21 protein-coding genes are annotated in these 20039 nt (G+C 57.1%); 17 read left to right on the top strand and 4 right to left on the bottom strand.

The features are described 5' to 3' along the window. Both AC6LJW_RS11360 and AC6LJW_RS11355 read left to right on the top strand, forming a co-directional pair. Positions 1–516 carry a hypothetical protein gene (locus AC6LJW_RS11360; RefSeq protein WP_498087281.1) on the top strand — a complete coding sequence of 172 codons (516 nt, stop codon included), beginning with the start codon at positions 1–3 and terminating at the stop codon, positions 514–516. Positions 517–910: 394 nt separating this feature from the next. Then, positions 911–2323 carry a hypothetical protein gene (locus AC6LJW_RS11355; protein WP_498087280.1) on the top strand — a complete coding sequence of 471 codons (1413 nt, stop codon included), beginning with the start codon at positions 911–913 and terminating at the stop codon, positions 2321–2323. A 1249-nt stretch (positions 2324–3572) separates the two neighbouring features. Here the strand turns inward: AC6LJW_RS11355 and AC6LJW_RS11350 are convergent. Together AC6LJW_RS11350 and AC6LJW_RS11345 are read right to left on the bottom strand one after the other, a co-directional pair. Beyond that, a complete protein-coding gene (locus AC6LJW_RS11350; RefSeq protein ID WP_498087279.1) occupies positions 3573–4217 on the bottom strand; it encodes a hypothetical protein in 645 nt (214 codons plus the stop codon). 59 nt (positions 4218–4276) lie between these two features. Beyond that, the gene (locus AC6LJW_RS11345; RefSeq protein WP_498087278.1) at positions 4277–4549 is read right to left on the bottom strand and encodes a hypothetical protein; all 273 of its coding nucleotides are present in this window, start codon (positions 4547–4549) and stop codon (positions 4277–4279) included. A 375-nt stretch (positions 4550–4924) separates the two neighbouring features. Here AC6LJW_RS11345 and AC6LJW_RS11340 point away from each other — a divergent pair, with 375 nt between their 5' ends. The 5 genes from AC6LJW_RS11340 to AC6LJW_RS11320 all read left to right on the top strand — a co-directional run bounded on the left by AC6LJW_RS11340 (position 4925) and on the right by AC6LJW_RS11320 (position 9353). Next, entirely contained in the window at positions 4925–5428 is a 504-nt protein-coding gene (locus AC6LJW_RS11340) for a hypothetical protein (RefSeq protein ID WP_498087277.1), read from the top strand. 96 nt (positions 5429–5524) lie between these two features. Beyond that, a complete protein-coding gene (locus AC6LJW_RS11335; protein WP_498087276.1) occupies positions 5525–6004 on the top strand; it encodes a hypothetical protein in 480 nt (159 codons plus the stop codon). A 233-nt stretch (positions 6005–6237) separates the two neighbouring features. Beyond that, on the top strand, positions 6238–6900 hold the full coding sequence (locus AC6LJW_RS11330; protein WP_498087275.1) for an SOS response-associated peptidase: 663 nt from the start codon (positions 6238–6240) through the stop codon (positions 6898–6900). A gap of 547 nt (positions 6901–7447) precedes the next feature. Next, positions 7448–8401: a hypothetical protein gene (locus tag AC6LJW_RS11325; protein WP_498087274.1), complete on the top strand. Its 954-nt coding sequence runs from the start codon at positions 7448–7450 to the stop codon at positions 8399–8401. A gap of 4 nt (positions 8402–8405) precedes the next feature. After that, positions 8406–9353, top strand: coding sequence for a hypothetical protein (locus tag AC6LJW_RS11320; protein ID WP_498087273.1), 948 nt, complete (start codon positions 8406–8408; stop codon positions 9351–9353). Between the two features lie 431 nt (positions 9354–9784). Here AC6LJW_RS11320 and AC6LJW_RS11315 read toward each other — a convergent pair whose 3' ends face one another. Beyond that, positions 9785–10126 carry a hypothetical protein gene (locus AC6LJW_RS11315; protein WP_498087272.1) on the bottom strand — a complete coding sequence of 114 codons (342 nt, stop codon included), beginning with the start codon at positions 10124–10126 and terminating at the stop codon, positions 9785–9787. Between the two features lie 558 nt (positions 10127–10684). Here AC6LJW_RS11315 and AC6LJW_RS11310 point away from each other — a divergent pair. The 6 genes from AC6LJW_RS11310 (at position 10685) to AC6LJW_RS11285 (ending at position 13949) form a co-directional block, all read left to right on the top strand. Beyond that, positions 10685–10978, top strand: coding sequence for a DUF3892 domain-containing protein (locus tag AC6LJW_RS11310; RefSeq protein ID WP_498087271.1), 294 nt, complete (start codon positions 10685–10687; stop codon positions 10976–10978). Positions 10979–11236: 258 nt separating this feature from the next. Then, positions 11237–11608, top strand: coding sequence for a hypothetical protein (locus tag AC6LJW_RS11305; RefSeq protein ID WP_498087270.1), 372 nt, complete (start codon positions 11237–11239; stop codon positions 11606–11608). A gap of 43 nt (positions 11609–11651) precedes the next feature. After that, positions 11652–12149 (top strand): hypothetical protein, encoded by a 498-nt coding sequence (locus tag AC6LJW_RS11300; RefSeq protein WP_498087269.1) that lies wholly within the window; start codon positions 11652–11654, stop codon positions 12147–12149. Between the two features lie 87 nt (positions 12150–12236). Beyond that, entirely contained in the window at positions 12237–12563 is a 327-nt protein-coding gene (locus AC6LJW_RS11295; protein ID WP_498087268.1) for a hypothetical protein, read from the top strand. A gap of 145 nt (positions 12564–12708) precedes the next feature. Continuing rightward, positions 12709–13248, top strand: coding sequence for a hypothetical protein (locus AC6LJW_RS11290; protein ID WP_498087267.1), 540 nt, complete (start codon positions 12709–12711; stop codon positions 13246–13248). Positions 13249–13397: 149 nt separating this feature from the next. Further along, complete coding sequence (locus tag AC6LJW_RS11285; RefSeq protein ID WP_498087266.1) at positions 13398–13949, top strand: hypothetical protein; 552 nt, start codon at positions 13398–13400, stop codon at positions 13947–13949. 113 nt (positions 13950–14062) lie between these two features. Here AC6LJW_RS11285 and AC6LJW_RS11280 read toward each other — a convergent pair whose 3' ends face one another. Next, complete coding sequence (locus AC6LJW_RS11280) at positions 14063–14617, bottom strand: hypothetical protein (RefSeq protein ID WP_498087265.1); 555 nt, start codon at positions 14615–14617, stop codon at positions 14063–14065. A gap of 214 nt (positions 14618–14831) precedes the next feature. Here AC6LJW_RS11280 and AC6LJW_RS11275 point away from each other — a divergent pair, with 214 nt between their 5' ends. The 4 genes from AC6LJW_RS11275 to AC6LJW_RS11260 form a co-directional block, all read left to right on the top strand. After that, positions 14832–16418, top strand: coding sequence for a DUF4942 domain-containing protein (locus tag AC6LJW_RS11275; protein WP_498087264.1), 1587 nt, complete (start codon positions 14832–14834; stop codon positions 16416–16418). A gap of 321 nt (positions 16419–16739) precedes the next feature. Beyond that, positions 16740–17822, top strand: a complete 1083-nt coding sequence (locus tag AC6LJW_RS11270; protein ID WP_498087263.1) for a ParA family protein — start codon at positions 16740–16742, stop codon at positions 17820–17822. Positions 17823–17824: 2 nt separating this feature from the next. Beyond that, positions 17825–18991, top strand: a complete 1167-nt coding sequence (locus tag AC6LJW_RS11265; protein WP_498087262.1) for a ParB/RepB/Spo0J family partition protein — start codon at positions 17825–17827, stop codon at positions 18989–18991. A 627-nt stretch (positions 18992–19618) separates the two neighbouring features. Then, positions 19619–20039, top strand: a 421-nt coding sequence (locus AC6LJW_RS11260; RefSeq protein ID WP_498087261.1) for a hypothetical protein, incomplete at its 3' end; no start/stop codon positions are given.

Genomic DNA, 20039 nt, shown 5'->3' with positions numbered 1-20039 from the left:
ATGATTGCAGAAAACAACGCCCGCCAGACACTCGGTGACACGTACGACGAATACCTAAAGTATGGAACTCCTGGAGAACGGGAGGCCGCTCAGATTGGCTTTACGGAAGGGTACGCGCAAGGGGTGCTGCGGGGCGCTGTGCTTGGCGGCGCGCTCAAGGATTTCATCCCAGCCGCGACGAATCTTCCAGCAAGTGAGGCTACGGCTGACGAAACCGAGCCACAATATTACTCGTCGAACGATATCGGCTACGCGTTGGGCACCAATGGTCAACGCGTACTGCGGGTGCTTGCCGCCGAAGGCGTTTTGTTGAAGTACGAAGGCGACGATGCGATCCACTATCGTCCCGCTGAGGAATACTTTAGCAAGGGTTGGTTCATTCGGATTGAGCGATTTAGTGTTTCGGAAAACTGTCCATACTTTCAGACGGCGGTCACTAAGATTGGTCGCCAACCAGTACTCGATCTTTTGCGAGCAGCCCTTCCCAAGTACCCGCTCAAATCTCAGCAAAAATAGCGGCGATTCCTCCAATCTCGGCCCGGGGTGCGTTAGGCCAATCTCACGATATGCGCGGTCGGAAAAACAGGGGCAAAACTACGCCTTACCCGGGCGAAAGACGTTCATCCCTGGCCACGAACTGATAGCCCCCAGCGTCTCTAGGACTCTAAGGGTTCGCTGGCTGCGGATGACATAGTAAACCTCGGAGTACTCAGCTTGCGCGTCGCGCGCTCGGTGAGAATCCCATCTATGCACGTCCTGGTGTAAAGTGACTTCTGGTGGCCGTCGCTCGCCTTGCGTCTGCAACGGAGAAGCATCCCCAGCGGCCCAAATAATTTTTCAAGTTCCCAACACCTCTTGGCAGGCGCTGGACGAGCGGACAGCCTATCTTCAGCCTGCATGGAGAATGTTCGTGTCGAATGAAAGTTCTCGCGGGCATCCTGACCCGCGCCAGCTTGCTGACGCGCGCCTCATATCACGGCGAGTAAAGTTAGCTGCCAAATTGGTCGCAAACGTGACCGGCTTGTCCCGTTCAAAAGCTTTAGAAGCTGTCGCGAAGGCGCTCGACTTCGCTTCATGGCACAGCCTGTCCGCACGTCTTTCCAGTGCTTCTGTGGTCGCAGCACGGCGACATTACGAAGACTGGCGTCATAGCATGCGATCCATTGCGTTCTTGGTGGACCTGCATGACGAACCACAGATGCCCGTTGACGAAAAGCTCGCGAGCTTCACCGAATTCGGCACGCGTCTTGCGTTCCTGTGTGGACTCCCTGCTTCCACCCTGATCGATGGCGTGGCCCTACCGCTTAGCGGGCAGCAAAAGCTGGATCACCCGCAAGGTCGCCCCGATCTCGGCTGCGGTGCCATTGATCCGGCTCTTTACACCTTCGAAGTTTCCCGCGACGCATCGGGGAAGGCGGTTTGGGCAGAATTCGTCCCGACGCCAGCGTGTGAAGATTTGGCTGGCCATATTCGCCTCGATCTTATTGTTAAGTCTAACGAAAATTGTCCTGGATACACGCTCGCTTGCGACCAGTTAAGGGCTGTTCTCGCGGAGCGCCCCGATTACTTATTAGGGGCAGCCGTAAGGCAAAAATTTCTGTCTGACCGTGATTTGAAGACCGAGTTGGTGGACGTGTCGCGCGCTGTAGATGCTGCTGAATCGATGATACCGAAGTATTTCGATGGCTCCCTGGATGCAGATAGCAACTGGATCTATTTGGATCTCTTGGATGAGCAGATGGGGCTTCTGAACTTTCAACAAGACTATGCGGCTGTTCTTTCCACGGCACTTAAGCTGCAAAGGAGGGCTACGGATGATGCGTATCACATGTGCTACTGCCTTCCGTTCCTATTTCTCGACACGGGCGATGAAGAAGCCGCACGCCGAGCGCTAGCCGCGCTTGATAACGACTCATCAGCATTTGCCTCCTTGACCCGAGCGTTCTTCGCATTTCGAGAGATGCGAGGCACGGTGTTCCGGAGTGAGCTGGCAAAGGCGTTGCTGGATTTCCCAGCGATACAAATGCACCTACTCCAAAAGCCCGGGATAGCAAGGCTAGACGACCCGCGTAATGTTCTGGAGGGGCCGAATACGATGAGGCGCTTCTTTCGCCATTCCTGGAAAACCTACATTTCGACACGACGCCTTCGGAAGGCCTGCGTTGCTTTTCTGGCGGAGCCTGACGTGCTCATGGCTGATCGCGAGTCGTATTCATTCTTGACATGTCGCCCCGGGGCCGTGACGCGGGTTTACACCAGCGCAGCCTGGACCATAGAAAGGGCCAAGTGGGTAGCCCGGCTTACTGCGCCCCCAGCTCCCTAACCGTCAGTTTCAGTTAAACGTCGCCCGCCTGCATGCTGGGGCGGTACACGTCTTGCCATACCGTGTGATCGGCATGGGTGGCTCTTGCAGAAGTCCGCTGGCGTGAGTGCCATCACCACGGCCAGCATGTCGGAGAGTTCCAATTCCACTCGTGCTTCGATTTCCGTTTTCTGAGGCGACCCGCCGATGACGCCTTCGGCTGCCGAGATACCTATCTGCACAGTTCACCACCGCGTCTTAAAAACTGTACGGCTATTGTCTTAAAAAGACGGGCTTGCTGCGCGAAATCGCACTCTGTGCGAAAACGCATCACTGTCGTTTTTCCCATAACTTATATAATAGTACATGCGAGATTTAACGAAAAAATAGGGGGAATCGATGGAGCTACAATTTTTGGCGAGCAAAATCAATGGCTTGGCGAGGGATCTCAGACGACCAATTCGCTTTGCGTTGCGCAATACAAATTTATGAACCATCACCGCCCCCTTGTGCGAACGTTTGTCGAGTCGATGCCAACGCCTCGATCCGTTGCCGCAAACGATCCCCTGCGCTAGAATTCCTACCCGCTCTGAGCAGTTCGCTCGGAGCACGTTTCAAGGAGAACGCCATGGGTAAGCTGCTCGCTTCCCTTATTTCCTTGAGGCTATTGAACCTGTAAAAGCTCAAGGTTCCGCACCCGACGCCACAAAGCTGAGGCAAAGCAAGTTCGGTCCCTGCGTTTAGAGTCCGTCATGACGGGCACAGTCGAAACGGGCGCTATGCCCTAGACGCCGCCGCTGGAAGGTCAGTTCCCCCTTGCCAACTTGTCGTTACGGCCACCAGCTAAGCCCGACCCATGAGGTCGGGCTTTTCATTTGTATCATCCACAGTCCCTGGTGCGGATCCGCGCTGATGGCGCGAACGGCTTGCGGCAAGCTCTGGCTGTATTGCACATTACAAATCACGCCCGGAAATGACGCTGCGGTGGTAGTTACATCGAGATATAATATGTATTGGGGAGGCAGGGTGGCGATGACAAGCACGGTCCCAAAATACCATTTGCCTGTAATGGAGCGAGCCGTCTCGGCTCTCCTGAAGGGCTAGGCATTGCGCCCACTGGGTGCAATGCTACGGCTGGACACCGTTGTGCCGTGGCCACCACAACGCCCGGCGATTCAATACCCTGGCTCCCCTTCTGTCTTGCATCCCTGCTGATTCGCAGAAGCAAAAAACCCCGCACAAGTCGCGGGGTTTTTGTTCGTTTATCCGGCTATCGTTGCGCTCTTATGCGAGGTTTACGCGCCGCTCCAGCGGCAGCTTTTGCCTTGGCCAGTTCCCTCGCCAATTCCTCGTAGACATCCTGAGCCAACAGCTTCGACCCGGGCGGCATGAACCATCCGACGACACAGGCATCGTCGCGCACGGCGATCTGAATATGCGAGTCGCGGCGAAATCCAGAGTTCTCTGCAATGGCAGGGCCTTGAGGAAATGCACCTCTGACTGCTTGATACGGCGGCGCGTTGAGGTGCTTCTCTCGTACCGTATGCAAGTGCGTGAAAACCGCGTTGTCCAAGCGCCGAAGCAAGATATCGGCGTCATCGTCCCGTGCTGGCACGTTTCTGGGCGGAGCTTCCCCGTTGGCCGCCAACGCCTTAAGCATTGCGTCATGCGCGAAGGAAAATTCGCGAATACCGTGCTGGGTCGTCATATCCAGCCAGTTGTGGATCCGCAAGACAGCCCCCACGACTGCCGGGGTCACGATTGGCTGCTTGGTATACATCTTTTCGGGATGGGCGCGGGATGCTTCTGCGAAGTTCAACGCCCGTTCGGGATCGCCTTCAAAAAAGTATGCGCCGGGGCCGAGCCAATCGTAGGGGTTCGCGCTATGGGTCAGTCCATCCAGTCGTCCGGACACTAGATCATCCCGGACTACGGCATCACAGCCGTGATAGCCAATAACTAGATGCCCGGCGTTCACCGGAAGGTCTTGCCAAGTTTCCCAGCAGCGGTGAGGACGCCGGATTGGCGCAAGGCCTTCAAGGTGGCCTCGACGCCGATGTCATAGGGGTTCCCATTCGGCACGACGGTTTTGAGAACTTGGATTCGGCTCGGGAGGGAAGATTTCTTGGCCCGCACAGTCACTATAGATGGCTTCTTCCCAGCCTTCGGCTTAGCTGCGGCAGGCGTCACCCGCGAATACCGGGTTGCGGTTTTCGTCGAGAGCTTGGCAGGTGCGCGTTTTTCCATGCAATTATTGTCCCACATCAGCGCGTCTATGTCGCTACATCACGCCCATCCATAGCGACAAGCGCATAACAAGACGGGCCGCTTGTGTGCTGTATATCCATCCAGCACGCCGTTTTAGCGCTCTCGCGAACCCTCCTGGCCAGGGCGCGACCGGTTCGCACATGACGCCCAGGCTTGCCCCCTACCTGGCGAAGTGGTCAGTTGCCGCCTTTTCGCCAACGCTCGCGACATGGGTTACAATACACCTAAACCTGCCGATAGCCGCAATCCTGAGTGTGACGCGCATTGCGACCGGAGCGGGAACCTTAGACGGTGCTGGGCGAGGCTGGAACCCCCGCCCAACACCTAACCACCTCAACCTAGTTGGAGTTTGAAATGGCTAAGAGCACTTTACCCTCTTCCGCCGAGAGTGATATCGCATTCCCTCAAGCCGCTCGGGCGTGCGGCCTGAAAGTGGGGATCGGCCTTCTCGTTACCGTCAGTCTTTTTGCACTGATCGGTGTGGCCCTCGAACACCGCCAAACGGTTCATAACGCCCTCCAGGGTTTTTGGACAAGTCTGCTTTGGATGTTGGCCCTAGGGGGGCGACTGTGGGGCAGCGTGGCGGTTGGAACTTTCGCGCTAACTGCGTTGGCGTGGGCTGGCTGCCTTAGCCATCACCTTCCCGAGCGGGAAAAGATCCAAGGCCTATTGGCTGGTGTGGGCGTGTTCGCTACGTGGCTGTGGCTGTTGGCGTTTATTGCGATGCACTCAACGTTTGATGATTTTGACGCGTTGGGTGTTTTCGAGCAGGTTGCAGTGGTCGCGATGCACGGCCTCCCCGCCATTGCCCTTATGGCAGCGGTGCTGAAATTCGTAGTCCCGTGGGATGACGATTGATATTAAGAGGCGACCACCTCGAAAGCTAAATGAGTGTTGAGCGAGGCTGGAACCCTCGTCTGACACCTAACCACCTCAATCTAGTTGGAGTTTGAAATGGCTAAGAGCAATTCACCCTACACCGCCGAAAGTCGGTTCGCGTTTCCCCAGGCCGCGCGGGCGTGCGCAATGAAAGTGGGGATCGGCATTGTTGCAACAGTCGTTGTACTGGCTTTGCTTGGCGTGATCATCGATCACCACCAAACCCTGCTTTGGCTCGTGGCCATAGGAGGGCAGTTCTGGGGAAGCATCGCGGTTGGGACTTTTGCGGTTGTGGTGGCGGCGTGGGCCTGCTGCCTTGCAGACCACCTGCCCGAGCATGGCGAGCAGAAGGCCAAGAGGACTTTACTCGCCTTGTGCATGCTCGCCGCCATCCTATGGTTTGTATCGGCTTTGGCAATGCACTCGATCTTCGACGACTTCCATGCATTGAACACCTACGAGCAGATCGCCGTGGTGGTGATGCACCTCCCCTTCATCCCTGCGTGTATGTGCCTAGCCGCAGGCATCCTAAACATAGCGGACGCTTTGCGGTAGCTTTGCTATAACGGATGGAGGTCGGCACGCTCTCGCCTCGCCCCGCCCCGGCCTGAGGCCGATTCGGTGAGCAGTGTCCGGAATGGCTTAGCGACGGAAACCGGCAGTCAGGCACCTCATCCCTTGTAAGGGTTCTGGCGTCATGAATCCAGGATTCCGCTCGTTTGCACGTTCCGCCCCGCATGGTGGTCATGCGCGCCCCGCCTTCCATTCAAGCACGCACGGAGAACCTTATGTGCAGCCACTACCAGACCCTAAAAGATGCGGATCTGCTGCTTGAGAGATTTGGCGTCCGGGGCGCGCCCCCCATCGGCAAGTACGACATGTGGCCGCGCTACCAGGGCCTGTTCGTGCGCCGACCTCCGGAGCACGAGGCTGGCGACGACGCTGTGCCCGAGCGCGAGGCCGTAATTGGTCGCTGGGGTCTGATCTCATCATCGACCGGGCCGAATGCCCTGGTCGGCGCTGAGAAGTTGGCTACCTTCAATGCCCGAGACGACCGAGTGGCCAGTGCATTCACATTTCGCAGCGCTTGGCGTCGCGCCCAGCACTGCGTCATCCCCGCCGACGCCATCTTTGAACCCGACTGGCGGTCCGGCAAGGCCATCGCCACGCGCTTCACGCGGGCCGATGGCGCACCGTTGGGCATTGCCGGGCTATGGGACCGTTACCGAGACGCATCGGGCCAGTGGCGCGACAGCTACACCATGCTCACGATCAATGCGGATCAGGATCCCCTGTTCAAGCATTACCACCAACCGGGCAAAGAAAAGCGCATGGTCGCGATCTTGCCTGAAGGCGCTTATGCCGACTGGCTTACGGCCAGCGCTGATGAGAGCCGCGATTTTTTGGTGCCCTTCCCCTCCGAGAAGCTGATTGCCACCGCCATGCCGTGAACCGGTGTCGCTGTTCTATACTGTATATTCGTACAGCTACATCTTGGCAGCACCATGCTTTGCTCTGTTGTTAGGACGCATTATCTGGGCCAGAAGCGCCGAGACAATGACCCTGCGCCCCCCGTGCGCGGATCGGTCCGCACTTACTCGATTGAGCACTCCGATCTGCGCCGTCAAGTCCGGGTGATGACCTTGGTCACTGGGACCGGGCCTCACCACATCCCGGATTTGATTGATCCGCAACTTTTGACCTTCAACTCTGCTAGGGGAATGATGGTCTGCGGATTCGAAGAGGTCGAAGGCCGACGTTATTACCAGGGCTGGTGGTTGCAATGGGTGCAAGGCGCAGAGGCTCCGACAGGCAGTGAGCGCGGCACTTCCGGCTAAATGACAGCACTCTGGCTGCTTGGTGCTGCGCTGGAGCAGATGCTGACCATCAGAGAGTCGTGCGGCGTGTCCTCGCTTTCCGATGGCTGATGCCGCGTGCAATACTCCCGCATCATTGTTGGGAGGCCCGTGCATGGGGTGGCGCAAATTCAGGACCGAGGTGAACCAAACCGACTATCTGGCGGTTTACGAAGCGTTGGCGAAGCTTTTCGAGGTTCCTGCGGACGGGGCGAGTCCGGACATATCGGAGACGAAGACGGCGCGCGGTGCGCTATCGGTGGCCAGACACCTTGACGAAGGCTTTTTTGCCGCCCGTTTGCAGGAGCACGACCACGTTTTAGAGGCGTTTTTAATCACGCCCACTCAAGCGCCCCCACAGCTTGGAATGGCTGCCTACGGTTGCGCGACCGAGATCCCACCCCCGCTTCGGCCATGGCTCCGGCTCGATGACCGATGTGACGATTTGCCTTCGTTCACGTCGCTCACTGCACTTCTCGCAAGCGCCGGGAGAGTCACAATCGTTGATCGCGAGTCCGAAAGCGCTCAAGCTGAGATCGCCTACCTAAAGGAGCTACTGGCGGAACAGGGCGACGAGGTGCGTCGGGTCAAAGCCCAGCTCAGGACGCTTAAGCAGCACTCGTCCACAAAAGGCCAGGAGGCTGAAGACGTTTCTGACACCCAGTGGAGGCTCGACGATCTGGGGGAATGGTGTGCGCAGAATGAAGAACGAATTGTCGTGCTGCCCCGGGCACGGGCCGGAGCAAAAAAATCGCTGTATGAAGATCCAGCATTGATCTGCGCGGCGTTGGAGCTACTAGCCGGGCCGTATCGAGACTTGAGGCTTGGCACCATCGACCACGCAGCTTTTTCCGACGCGTTGATGAAATCCGGCCTCAGGCTAGAAGGGTCGGTATCCCCAAGCATCGCGGGCGAACAGGGCGAGGCGTATTTTGTCGTATGGGGTAAACGACGCCACTTTCTAGGGCTTCATCTACTCAAGGGAGGGGGGCGCGACGAACGCTACTGCTTCCGGCTTTACTTCTTCTGGGATACGGGTTCTCAGAGAGCCGTCGTTGGTTCGCTGCCCGCCCACCTCGATAACAGCTTGAGTTAGGACCATGGGAAAGAAATCGCGCACCCAAAGCCGTCGTAAGCCGCCCGCAGCAAAAAAACATGTACACCACCCGGATCTCTTCTTTGCCCGGCACCCCGAACTTCACCGGTTGAGGGAGGTGATGGAAAAGGAAGGCCCCAGTCTACTGGACGAGCTGGGCAACCTAGCACGCTACGACGCTTGTCGGCGGCACATCTTCCGCTTTGCGGTCCGAAGCGCAATCCCTGAGGAAATCATGTGGACCGACGACCGCTCCGGAGCCGCGATCTTTGGTTTTTCCTCCGCGACCGAAATTCAGCAGAATCTTTTTGAGGTGGCAAAGGTCCGCACTGGGGATCTGTGGTCGGTCGCCTGCTTAGTTATCCCTCTCAATCCTGAAGGCGTGGAACCGATCTTTGCCCTGGCGCTATGTGACGACCAGGGCGGTTTCGCGGTGTGCATGTGTCTGAACAAGACGATGCGCTGGGACACTGTAGATTCGCCCTCAACCGCATCAATGCTGCGCGTCGAGGATCCGCAGCACGACCCGTATTTCTTTGAAGCTGTCGCAGCGAGGGTGATCGCAGAGTTCCCTTCTCTCTCAGAAACCGCGCGCCATGCGCATGCGCTCATCGCCGACCGCCTCCGCCGCGAGATTCGCGTACTGGCGGACGCGGACGCACTGGAATTTAGCCGTGTCACCGAGCTTATGTCGGACGAGGCGAAAGAGTGGCGCGAGAACTTCGCGCGCGCTCAAGAAAAGGTAGCTGCGCTGGAGGTCGAGCTTGGGAAAGCGAAGAGGCAGCAGGCCGCCATCGAGCTTGAAAGGCAGTCCGCCGCCAACGCGCGGGCGCGTTCCGAAACCCTAGAGCGTGAGCTTCGACAACTGCGGCAGACACCGCGCGCCGCCACCTCGGTAGACGAGGTTTCCAACGGTCTGAAAGCTGCGGTGGATCGGCTACTCGGTCTGTAGCATCAGCGAGCGAAATCTCATAAAAAGGCCCGGGGGGACCGGGCCATTCGTAATTACTACGACGCTATATGGCCGACTAGGCGACCGCTGGCGGGTCAGCGTCCAAGGCGCTGCCCGTCCGGTTGGCGAGAACCCGCTTGGCCCCTGATCGCCCAAACCAAGCACCATGCCGCGTAGCCGGTCATGCATGCTGCGACAACCGTTACCGACCCGACTGCGATGATGTCGAGAGAGTCCACTCCACCCTTAGCAACCAAGCGCCACGTCCCGATTGCGCCGTATAGAGTCACCGCCAGCCCCACGATAACCCTCAGCCACACTCTGAAAACCATACCACCTCCTTGTTCGCCAAACTTTTCAATCTGGACTGAAGATCGTCTTCCGCACTGATACAGGCCCAGCCCATTTCCGCGTCGTCGATGTCGTTCCGCTCAGCTTGAGCGTTTCCCTAGCCCGTCAATGAACTTTTTTCGAGACGCGCTGAGTGAGTCCTTTGCGCCAGCGTCCCACTGGGACTGGTGCTTTTCTCGATCTCGCTGCATCGCATTGGCCCACCGCTTGCGAGCGCCCGCTTCGACCCGCACGGTGTGCAATAGGCTCTGAAATGCATAGCAGCCCACAAACGTTGCGACGAGCGTCACCAAAATGATTGCGGCCCCTGTGAAGGGTTCGCTGTCGTCATTCCACGTTCGCCAGACCAAGCTCCAGCCGTACACCGCGACGAACGCCATCCAGAGGAACGATATCGTCTTCAGCCACAGTCGTACATACATACGAATTTTCTCCTAGGAGCAGCGCGGACGCTGCGGACGGTCAGTCATTGATTTCATTATAACTCATGCGGCGTCCCGGGCACGCATGCTCCTGCACGCCGCAGGATTATCACGATTAGAAATATTATGATAAACCACGATATGGGAAGGCAGTCCGCGAGGAAAGCACGATTTTTTCCTCTTTTTGCCTGTAGTGGCAGCCCAGGCTGCCGGAACGGCTAAGTTTGCACATCCTTCTGGCTGTGCAGACCACACGGGTCCATAGGTCGTTGTGTCGTGGCTACCTAGTACGCCCGACGAATCGCGGCTGTCTTCCCACCCTTCAAGCGCAAGCCCCACCTCGGTGGGGCTTTTGCGTTGAGGTGCCCACGACGCCAATCGTCAGGTTGCCCCCTTGTCAATTCGATCAAATTGTCGAATGTGGCGTGTGTCGATAATGCCCGTATTTTCGCCCAACGACCAGGGTGATGCTTCTAAATTTGGGTCAACCCCTTTTATTTCACAAACTCGACCCCACTTTTTCCGAGCGGCAATCCGCCGCTTATGGAGACAGCAGTAATGGCTGATTTTTGTATCACCAAGGTCCGTTACGCCACGGGCAAAACTCACATCGAAGCAGTACATGTGCGCGAGGAAAAGAGCACAACTATCGGCGAAGTACGCGTGGTGCCGCGTGCATTTGTCGCGGACCTCATCCGCCTCGGCAAGGCGACGTTTATTACTCGCACCGTGAACCCGGAGAACGGGAAGTACCAGAAAGGCGCTGATGTTCATGTGATCGACGATATCTACATCACGACCGATCCGAACAATCGCAAGCGCGACAACCTCGAAAACTTGCCCGAGTTTTAGGCCCGAGAGCCTGACAGCAGCTCGTCGCCTGACAGTGAACGCATCGCAGGCGCAATAGGCAAGGGGGCGATGGGGAAGCAGGGGGGGGGCGCGTCGTCTAACGCGTCTCTATCCCCGCGCCCAACGCGCGTCGCGGCGGCTGAAGCGGGGATTCTGAGATTGCCGGAGCCATCGCCGTGTACGGCGGCAGGCGCTGGCCCTCACATTTGGCAAAAGGTGCGGGTAACAGCTTGGGCGCGGCGCGCCTGCAATAGCTGTATGCTTATCCTGACCAAGAACTACCCTCCCGACCTTACAGACCCGTTCAACCCGCTGCCGCGTCGAACTGCGGAAGAGCTACGTGCTTTTTTCCATCGCAACCCCACGGCAGACACCCGAGACCTACTCAAAGAGATCAGACGGCTCCAAAAGGCCCTTCTGTCGGTCAAGAGCGAGCTTGAGAACTACCGGGGCGGACCTCTACGCGAGCGAGCTGCGTCGGCTATCGCCAGGATCAACCTGGAGCCATGTGCGCACGAAGCTAACCCCGTTGATTACAAACGTCGCTATCAGGACGCCATCGAGCGCAGCGAGCGGCACTGGGCACACGACGCCCTCGCTCGCGCCAACGCTGGAAAGGACGAGTCCTAGCCTCCCACTTGGTCTAGTTGAGGGCGACCATGCTACAACCCGGGTGAGCGCACCTTTCATCTACACCATTGCCCTGGCCCTACTCGCTGAGGCGCTGCCCGGTTCCTTCAACAACCTCATACCCACGCTGAACGAATTCTTGGCCCCCCGGCTGCTTTCCTTTGCTGCGGTTGTGGCCCTCACCTTCTGCTGCCTCGCGTTCGCAGCTCCGGTCGGTTCCAGATGGTATCGGGCGTGCAGGTGGTTGCATGACCGAAACGCCGAGTTCGCCTTCAGTTGCGGGTGCATCATTCTCGGGGTTGTTCTGTCCGCAGGCGTTGCGAGCTGGATGCTCGGAGACGACTACCCAGGAGGGGCCGAGGTCGTCGTCCTCATTGGCGCACTGCTGGGGCTGGTGTGGGGAACAAGCCGACACGTCTTCTCGGAAGCTTCCCGAGTCCATGTCTGGCTGACCACTCCCCGGTGGTTCGGTCGCGCGTTTTCCGCGATTGGCGTAGTCATCATGCTCTACACGCTCGTCTCTTCTTTGCATGCCCGCTGACTAGCCCCTTCTGATCATGTCTATCCAGACACTTGGTCTAGCAAAGAACACCCTCTCTGGTGTTCGCCAAGCCGTTTGGAGAACAAAATGTCTAACGTTCAACAGGGCTTTTATGGTTGGGAAGCAACGACGCAGATCGATCTGCAAGACGGATACGCCCTGCGAATCAAGACCATGAAGCGTAATGGGGGCATGCTCGCCACCACCGCTTCGCGCGTGAAACTTGAGGAAGGTGGCGGATTTTCGAGCTTCCCCATGGACGATTTCAGCCAGGTTATTATTTCGCAGAAGGTGCGTGTGACCTCCGGCGCGGTGAAGCTTCAGCACGACACCGCGCTCGAACAAGTGAGCGAAATCAAAGCTCGCATGGTCGCTTTTTACGCGAGCAAGGAAAAGGAATTGGCAACCGCCTGATCCTTTTGCAGTCCACACAAGCCTCTATTCCCATTTGGGAGTAGAGGCTTTTTTGTTAGCCACTACTGATCATGACTATCAGACACTTGGTCCGAAAAGATCACCCTCTCTGGTGCTCGCCAAGCTTGATCACAGGAAACAAACCATGAACCAACAACCTGCACTCGCTGATATCGTTCAAATCGCCGAAGGACTGCGCCCCAACTATGACGTGCAAGTGAGCTTCAACCCGCTGGCGGTTCGCATTGTCGAGCTGGACGGTCAGCATGGCCCGGTGGAACTCCATTACCAGGACGCACACCAGTTCTACACGCACTTCACCCGCCTCGCCGCCCAGCACGACAGCTCCCTGGATCACGTCGAGGCGATGCTCTATCTCGCCAAGCCGTACATCGACGCGGTGATGGCCAACCCTACTTCGGAATCATTACGAGAGGAAAATGATGACGGGGAACGCCGTATGACCAACACGGAGTTCGTATCCGACCTGATGGACTTCTCCAAGTTTGGGGTTTTGGCTCAAGTCTTCGTGATCGATGTACTGAGGAAGTGCGCAGACCAAGTGGCCAATCTTTCCCAAGAGGAACTGCTGGCCGGGATGGAGGGCCACGCGATCTCTCCGGCTGCTTGGCAAGGCGTCGCTATCGAAATCCGCGACAAGCTCAAGGCGCACTTTGGCGACTAACCGCTCCCGAACCTGAAGTACGAAAGCCCTGACTCCATTCGAGTCAGGGCGTTTTTTTCGTAGCGGCCAATGAGCATGACTATCAGACACTTGGTCCGAAAAGATCACCCTCTCTGGTGCTCTCCAAGCTTTATCGCAGGAAGCCATTCATGAACCAACAGCCTACACTCAACGAAATCGTTCAGATCGCCCAAGACCTGTGCGACACCCATGGTGTTCTCCTGACCAACGAACCGTGGACATTTCGCGTCGTCGCATTGGACGACAGCCACGGGCCGATTGAACTCCGCGATCAGGACGCGCAGCAGCTATTTTGGAAGGTTTACCAACTGCTTTCCGACCATCGTGGCTCATTGCAACGACGGGACGCCTTGCTCTATCTGGCCAAGCCGTATATCGATGCGATGATGCCTCAAGGAAGCTCGCGACCTTTGCAGAAGCGAACGACTGACGACTGGAGCATCCCGCCAACCAACGTAGAAATCGTGACGGACGTGATGCAGCTATCTCGTCATGGGGCCGTAGCTCAGTCCTTTGTGCTCGATGCTTTGCGAAAGCGCGCAGACGAAGTAGCCTCTCTCTCTCAAGAGGATCTTCTGACTGCGATGAAGGACAGCACGATCCCTCCGACTGCTTGGCAAGGCGCGGCAATCGAAATCCGCGACAAGCTCAATGCGCACTTTGGCGACTATCCCGCCTAAAGCAGCAGTACGAAAGCCCTGACTCCATTCGAGTCAGGGCTTTTTTTTCGGACACGTCCACTCTTCTAGGCGAAAAAAAACCCCTGGGCCAATTGGCGCAGGGGTTTTGGGAGTTACGTTGAACGAATGACCTTTCGAGCCGTCTCAATGGCTTCCATCAACTTGAGGTGGGAGTCGAGGTAGCTCTTAGGCGCGCAGTCCCGTTGAGACGTGGCGTTGAAGTGCCAAATTGGCAAATCAGCTACAGACTTTGCGAAAGCCTGAAGCGGGCTGGGTATCGGTGAGGCGTCCAGGCCGAAGTGCTCAATCAAACCAGCAACTGGGAACCACTCGGTCTGAACTTCGGACTCCCAATCCGGATCAATCACAAATGCCGAAACCATGAACGAATTGGCAGCGATATGCAACCGCTGTTGATGGCTTCGCATGACGTTCCCGTCAGAATCCGCAAGGGCCTGCTCCGGCGTAAGGTCGGGGTCGTGCCTCAAGCATCGGGCCACTTCCGTAGTTTGGACGAACACCCCCGGTGCCGAATCGTGAATCCAAGCGGAGATCCGCACGATTTCACGGGCCAACGCCTCGTCCACCGTTAGCTCGATCTTCTCCGGCAAGGAGTCTTGGAACTCGCCCATTTCGGTGACGATGTTGCTGATGTAGTGCTTGCTCATGATGGCTCCAGTAAACCCTGGCGAACGCTAGAGAGAGCGCTCTTTGACAGACCAAGTACGAGATAGTCATGCTCATCTGCGGCTAGACGGTCATCGCGCCCCTCACGGCTTCGATGCAGTTGGTGGGTGAGCCAGAAGCGGGGGCGCGCAATTATGAAAGTACGCACCCGACATGGGTTATAATGATCCTATCACTAAAGCTGAGGATCCTTTCATGCCCATCGAATTCGAACTCGTAGAGCCTGTGTCGGACGCGCAAGAATCCGCTCTCCCTCTGACGCTTCGGTCCCCCTTGGAGTCGCTGTTCATTGCGCACGAGCAGGCCGTACATGCCATCCACGGGATCGCCGGGTTCTTGGGCAACAAGGAAAACGCTGCGCTGACCTACTTCTTCAAAGCGGCGCAGGTACACGACCGCTGGGCTGCGACCATCCAGCTCGACCGTCTGTTCGACGCGTCCAGCGCCGTCAAAGCGCTCGACGCCGACTATTGGCAACGCGCGATCCTGTTGACGGACGTACTGGACATCATGCCCGCCGAGAAGCGCAATGAATGGAACGAGTCGATTCGCCTGCACACCACCCCCTCGTTCGAGCGCGGCATGGTTCTCGATACCCTCCAAAATCTCGTCCTTCAGCGCGAGCGCTTTTTCAGTGAACGCGTCGATGGGGTATTCCGCAGTCTCAGCGGAACCCACGTCACCAATGCGCCGGAGGGCTTCTCCAAGCGGATGATCCTCGACTACTTCATCAGCAGCTATGGCAGTCTGAATTGGGACAAAATCGCTTTCATCCATGATCTGCGCTTCGTCATTGCAGCTTTCATGGGTCGCGAGCAGCCGTCGCGACAAGTGACCCATGACTCGATCACGCGAATTCACAATGCCGAGGCGTTTGGGAAGTGGCACGACTTCGACGGCGGAGCCTTCCGGTTCAAGCTGTACAAGAAAGGGACGGTCCATGTTGAGATTCATCCGGACATGGCATGGCGGCTAAATGCCATCCTGGCCAAGCTGCACCCGCACGCCATACCGAGCCGATTCCGCAAGACTCCGCCGAAGGTCAAGACCTTCAACCTGAGTTCGGATCTGATCTCGGAAAAGGCCATCGTCCAACTGAATGGCCTCAGAAGCGACCAGACGGGCCGTAAGCTCACGTTCCCGTACGCTGGAGAAGCTGAGCGTCAGTCCGGAGCCAAGGCCCGTGAAGAGGCTGAAAACGTGCTGGCGCGGATTGGGGGCGTGAAGTTGCCGGATGGGGGCTGGGCGTTCGACTACTCGGCACCCGAGGTGATTCACGAGGTCATCCGGCTGGGCACTCTGCCCGACATTTCCTACCAGTACTTCGCCACTGGAGAGAACCTTGCTCGCCACGCGGTGGATCTGGCAGACATTTCGGACGAGGATGACATTCTGGAACCCAGCGCGGGCCAGGGCGGGATTGCTGACTACCTTCCCAAGGAAAACCTCACCTGCGTGGAAATTTCGCAGTTACATTGCGCGGTTCTGCAAGCCAAGGGGTATAGCGTGGTCGAGGGCGACTTTCTGGCCCTGCCCGCCAAGCGGTACTCCAAAATCGTCATGAACCCGCCGTTCTCGGGCAATCGCGCCACGCTTCACGTCGCTCACGCCGCTGGGCAATGGCTCAAGCCTGGGGGGCGCATTGTGGCAATCTTGCCCGCGTCGCTCAAGGGCAAGGAGCTTGTCGCGGGAATGCGACACACCTACACCGAGGTCTTCAAGGATCAATTCACCGGGACGGGCGTTTCAGTGGTCATCCTCACGCTCGATAGTCAGCCGTAGCTCACGGGGTCTTCCCCCTTTCCTGGCCCCGGTGGGAGCGGCCCCGGGGGCGCGGCAGCGGACGATTAGACAATAATCATGTATTAAATCTATGCAAAACAGTATTTTTGCCGTTATACTCCGCAATATTTCCGCCACTAATTGTAACGCAAATGCGTTTCCAGGCAGCGGCACCCAAACCAACGACGGCCCTTAAATTTTTTGCAGCACGATCTGCGGACGCGGCTCAATTTCTTGGCGATGTTCAATTTTTTTGACTTTGCTTGATTTTTTGAACACGCGCACAGTATCATCGCTCGAACGATTTCTGGAAACTGAGCAATGAATGAGCATTCAGCACTGAACTATCCGCGTGATTTCGGGGTGAAAAGCCGCTTGGCACAGGCATTCTCAGGCTTCGCTGGCTCCGCCCGTGAATTCCGGGAATTCTTTGCTGACAAGGAAAAGAAGGACGGTGGACACCAGATGTACACCCCTTACGACATCCGCAGGCTCAGAATGCACGTCCTGGGAATCGACAGCAAGACGCCCAAGAAGAAGGAATTGCCGGTCGTTATCGCTTCGCACACGAGCAAGGGTGGCGTCGGCAAGACGACGTTGGCCACCAACTTGGCCGTGTCGTTTGCGCTGTACGGGCACAAGACCCTGATCATCGATACGGACCCGCAAGGTTCGGCTTCCGAAATGCTCGGCGTTGATACCGCTGACGAGGACATCATCCATCTGGGGGCGCTGATGCGCCAGTCCATCGAAGGTAAGCATGTGGACTTCGACAACGCCGTATCGTCGATCTACGCTGAAAACATGCTGGACCTGATCCCCGCCGATATCACGCTCGCCGATGCGATCAAGTGGATGGGGAAGGTGTCGATCTCCGATAAAGCCTTCACCGACTTTATGGCGAAGCACATCGACTTCTTTTCGCAGTACGAAGTCGTTGTCATCGATACCGCGCCCTCCACATCCATTCTGACCGAAATCGTGCTCAATGCCGTTGAGCAAGAAATCATCACGCCCGTCACCACCGATGGGCAAAGCATCAAAGCCCTGCGCGTCCTCGCGAACATTCTCTACGATCTCAATGAACGTGGTCGCAAGCACAACCTGCGACCGTTGATCGTCACGAACGCACTGCGGCTGTCCCAAGATTCCCGCCTCGGACTGAAGAAACTCCGAAAGGAATTCCAAGACTTCCTGTACCCCGAGGCAATTCCCTCGGCCCCTGTTTTTGCACGTCAGTTCAGCCTTACCGAGGAAGCTCCCAAAGAGAACTTGCCGGGCGTAGAACGACAACCGAGCACGGTCGGCTCCCAAGCAATTCTTGAACTGGCGAAGTTTCTCATTCGCCGATACAAGATCAAGTTGAATGGCCGTGAGAACCGGCTTCAGATCGCTGGGGACTGACGATGGTATCAAAACGTAACCCAACATCTGAAGGCGGAAAAGTGAAACGGCCGTTTAACCGCGCCCCAGGCAGCCGTAACATCGACGAGCTGCTTGGAGAGGACGCGCCCACCACTGGTCCTGGCGATCTGGGGCAGGCCTTTCTGGCGTCGGCCAGCGTCCGTCCCCCGAAGCGCATGTCTCCACCGCCCAGCGCTGCGCCCGTGGAACCATCGCCCGATACGCCCGTTGATGGACAAGCTAAAGCCGACGACGGCCCGTCTGCGCGCTCCGAAATCGCGAGCGCCATCGCTGGCCTTCAGACGGTCAAGTCTGACACTGATGGCGTAATGATGGCGATGTCCGCCATCGTTGAGAACCCAAAGCTGCAACCTCGACTGCGCCTCTCGGAGCAGCATGTGGTGGGGCTTGCGGACAAGTTCCAGAAGTCTGGTCAGTTGAACGCCATCCTCGTCAGGCCGGTTGAGGGAACTGACAAGTACGAGATCATCGGCGGCAATCATCGGTTCAATGCCGCCAAACGGATCGGGTGGACCGCCATCCGCGTGAACATCAAGCACGTCTCGTTCGAGGAAGCCCGCCTCATGGCGGTGGACGACAACGATTCGATGTTGCCACGCTCGGACTACGAAAAGGCTCTCAGTTATCAAGCACTGCTTGATGACGGCATCGTCGGATCCCATCAAGAACTTGCGGACCGTTTTGGCGTCTCTAGGGGCCGCATTTCGCAATGCCTCACGTTCGTGAAGTTGCCAAAAGCCGTTCGGGAGTATCTCGACGACTACCCCGAACTGTTTTCGTACCGCGTCGCTTCTGATCTGAAGAAGTTCTTGGATGCCCATAGCGATGCCGAAGGGAATCCGCATGAGAACGTGGTCGAGGTTATGACGGCTGGAGTCGTGCGCCTTATCGATGGTTCGCCCCTCACTGGGCTGATTCATTGGATCGAACAAAAGCTGTCGGGCAACACTCCGTTCCACACCAAAGTTGAGCCGCGCATCGTACTCGACTCCGAAGGGCGAACTGCCTTCCGGACAAAGGGGAAGGAAAACTCTGTGGTCGTGGAATGGGACAAGAAAGTCCCGTACAACGCCCATGACGTTCAGGAAGCACTGATGATTGCGTTGAAGTCGTTGACAGAGAAGTCCCGAACGGGGGACGAAGGCTGAGAAAGGAATTCAAACCTGAGGTTCGGCCTCAGGTTTGCTTTATTTGCAAGGACGTTCCCCACTGAGCGCCCTTACAAATGAAGTATCGGAGAGCGCACCTCGACCAAGCTTCGTGGCAGTGCGGCTACCACCTTCCAATCGGACGCTTTGTGGCACGAGCGATGGCGGTTAGCGCGCTAACACATCATTCTTGGAATATTTTGGTTGCGGCGTTTGCCGAGCAGAGCGTTAGCGCGCTAACCAAATTTCGGATGAAAATCCCGTTAGCGCGCTAACCAAGAAAATGAAGAACTGGCGCGGTTAGCGCGCTAACAAAACAGCGGTTTTCGCGGAAAGTCCAAACGGATAGCGCGCTAACCAACGAATTAACCAGAAGGTCGGGCTAAAACCCCGACCTTCTTGCATATTGGGAACCAGAAAACGTTTAAAGCTTGATTGAAACCCTTTCGCCCAAAACAAAGCCCTCAAGATTGGCGTCTTGAGGGCTGGTAGGTACTACGGTTCGGATTCGTTGCTCAGTCTGTTGGCGCAGGCTGTGAAACGGAACTTCCAACATCCTTTGGAGGGAATGTTGATCGAATCATAGTGCCGCGGGCTTCGTGTTGTCAACGGAAACGTGGATCTACTATGGCTATTGATACCGTAGGGCGTCTGTTCGCCCCTAATCTCCCCATCACTATCAAAAAGGCCCGTGCTCGTGCAGTAGAGCACCCCCAGCTTTTCCTAAAGGGGAAAGTGACGGCCTTGGTCCAGGTTCTCATCACCTATACGGACCTCGATAAGCTCGGCTCCCCCATTTTGTTCAAGCGCACCCGACCTGCAACGGTATTGGGCGTATCGACACGGACCATTGATCGTCTTCTCAAGGAACTCGAAGCACTGGGGTGGCTCAGTCGGCTCCCACAACCCAGGCTTGGCGAAGGCGTCTGGGGCTGCACGTCCATTGCTTGGGCCAAATGGGTCATCAAGGACATCTTCACGCTGAGCAGTGCCCAAGACAAATGGGGCAAACGTGCCCCCACCGCGCCCCAAAGCGAGCCTTCCCCCA

It is taken from the genome of Achromobacter sp. 1012554356 (genome assembly GCF_059760815.1).
This window is presented reverse-complemented; position numbering and strand designations above follow the sequence as displayed.

Excerpts from the sequence above, each read along its gene's own strand:
- AC6LJW_RS11305 (WP_498087270.1), top strand. The coding sequence starts at position 11,237 with ATGCTTATCCTGACCAAGAACTACCCTCCCGACCTTACAGACCCGTTC.
- AC6LJW_RS11270 (WP_498087263.1), top strand. The coding sequence starts at position 16,740 with ATGAATGAGCATTCAGCACTGAACTATCCGCGTGATTTCGGGGTGAAA.
- AC6LJW_RS11290 (WP_498087267.1), top strand. The coding sequence starts at position 12,709 with ATGAACCAACAACCTGCACTCGCTGATATCGTTCAAATCGCCGAAGGA.
- AC6LJW_RS11280 (WP_498087265.1), bottom strand. The coding sequence starts at position 14,617 with ATGAGCAAGCACTACATCAGCAACATCGTCACCGAAATGGGCGAGTTC.
- AC6LJW_RS11315 (WP_498087272.1), bottom strand. The coding sequence starts at position 10,126 with ATGTATGTACGACTGTGGCTGAAGACGATATCGTTCCTCTGGATGGCG.
- AC6LJW_RS11340 (WP_498087277.1), top strand. The coding sequence starts at position 4,925 with ATGGCTAAGAGCACTTTACCCTCTTCCGCCGAGAGTGATATCGCATTC.
- AC6LJW_RS11330 (WP_498087275.1), top strand. The coding sequence starts at position 6,238 with ATGTGCAGCCACTACCAGACCCTAAAAGATGCGGATCTGCTGCTTGAG.
- AC6LJW_RS11265 (WP_498087262.1), top strand. The coding sequence starts at position 17,825 with ATGGTATCAAAACGTAACCCAACATCTGAAGGCGGAAAAGTGAAACGG.
- AC6LJW_RS11295 (WP_498087268.1), top strand. The coding sequence starts at position 12,237 with ATGTCTAACGTTCAACAGGGCTTTTATGGTTGGGAAGCAACGACGCAG.
- AC6LJW_RS11360 (WP_498087281.1), top strand. The coding sequence starts at position 1 with ATGATTGCAGAAAACAACGCCCGCCAGACACTCGGTGACACGTACGAC.
- AC6LJW_RS11345 (WP_498087278.1), bottom strand. The coding sequence starts at position 4,549 with ATGGAAAAACGCGCACCTGCCAAGCTCTCGACGAAAACCGCAACCCGG.
- AC6LJW_RS11320 (WP_498087273.1), top strand. The coding sequence starts at position 8,406 with ATGGGAAAGAAATCGCGCACCCAAAGCCGTCGTAAGCCGCCCGCAGCA.
- AC6LJW_RS11285 (WP_498087266.1), top strand. The coding sequence starts at position 13,398 with ATGAACCAACAGCCTACACTCAACGAAATCGTTCAGATCGCCCAAGAC.
- AC6LJW_RS11275 (WP_498087264.1), top strand. The coding sequence starts at position 14,832 with ATGCCCATCGAATTCGAACTCGTAGAGCCTGTGTCGGACGCGCAAGAA.
- AC6LJW_RS11310 (WP_498087271.1), top strand. The coding sequence starts at position 10,685 with ATGGCTGATTTTTGTATCACCAAGGTCCGTTACGCCACGGGCAAAACT.
- AC6LJW_RS11335 (WP_498087276.1), top strand. The coding sequence starts at position 5,525 with ATGGCTAAGAGCAATTCACCCTACACCGCCGAAAGTCGGTTCGCGTTT.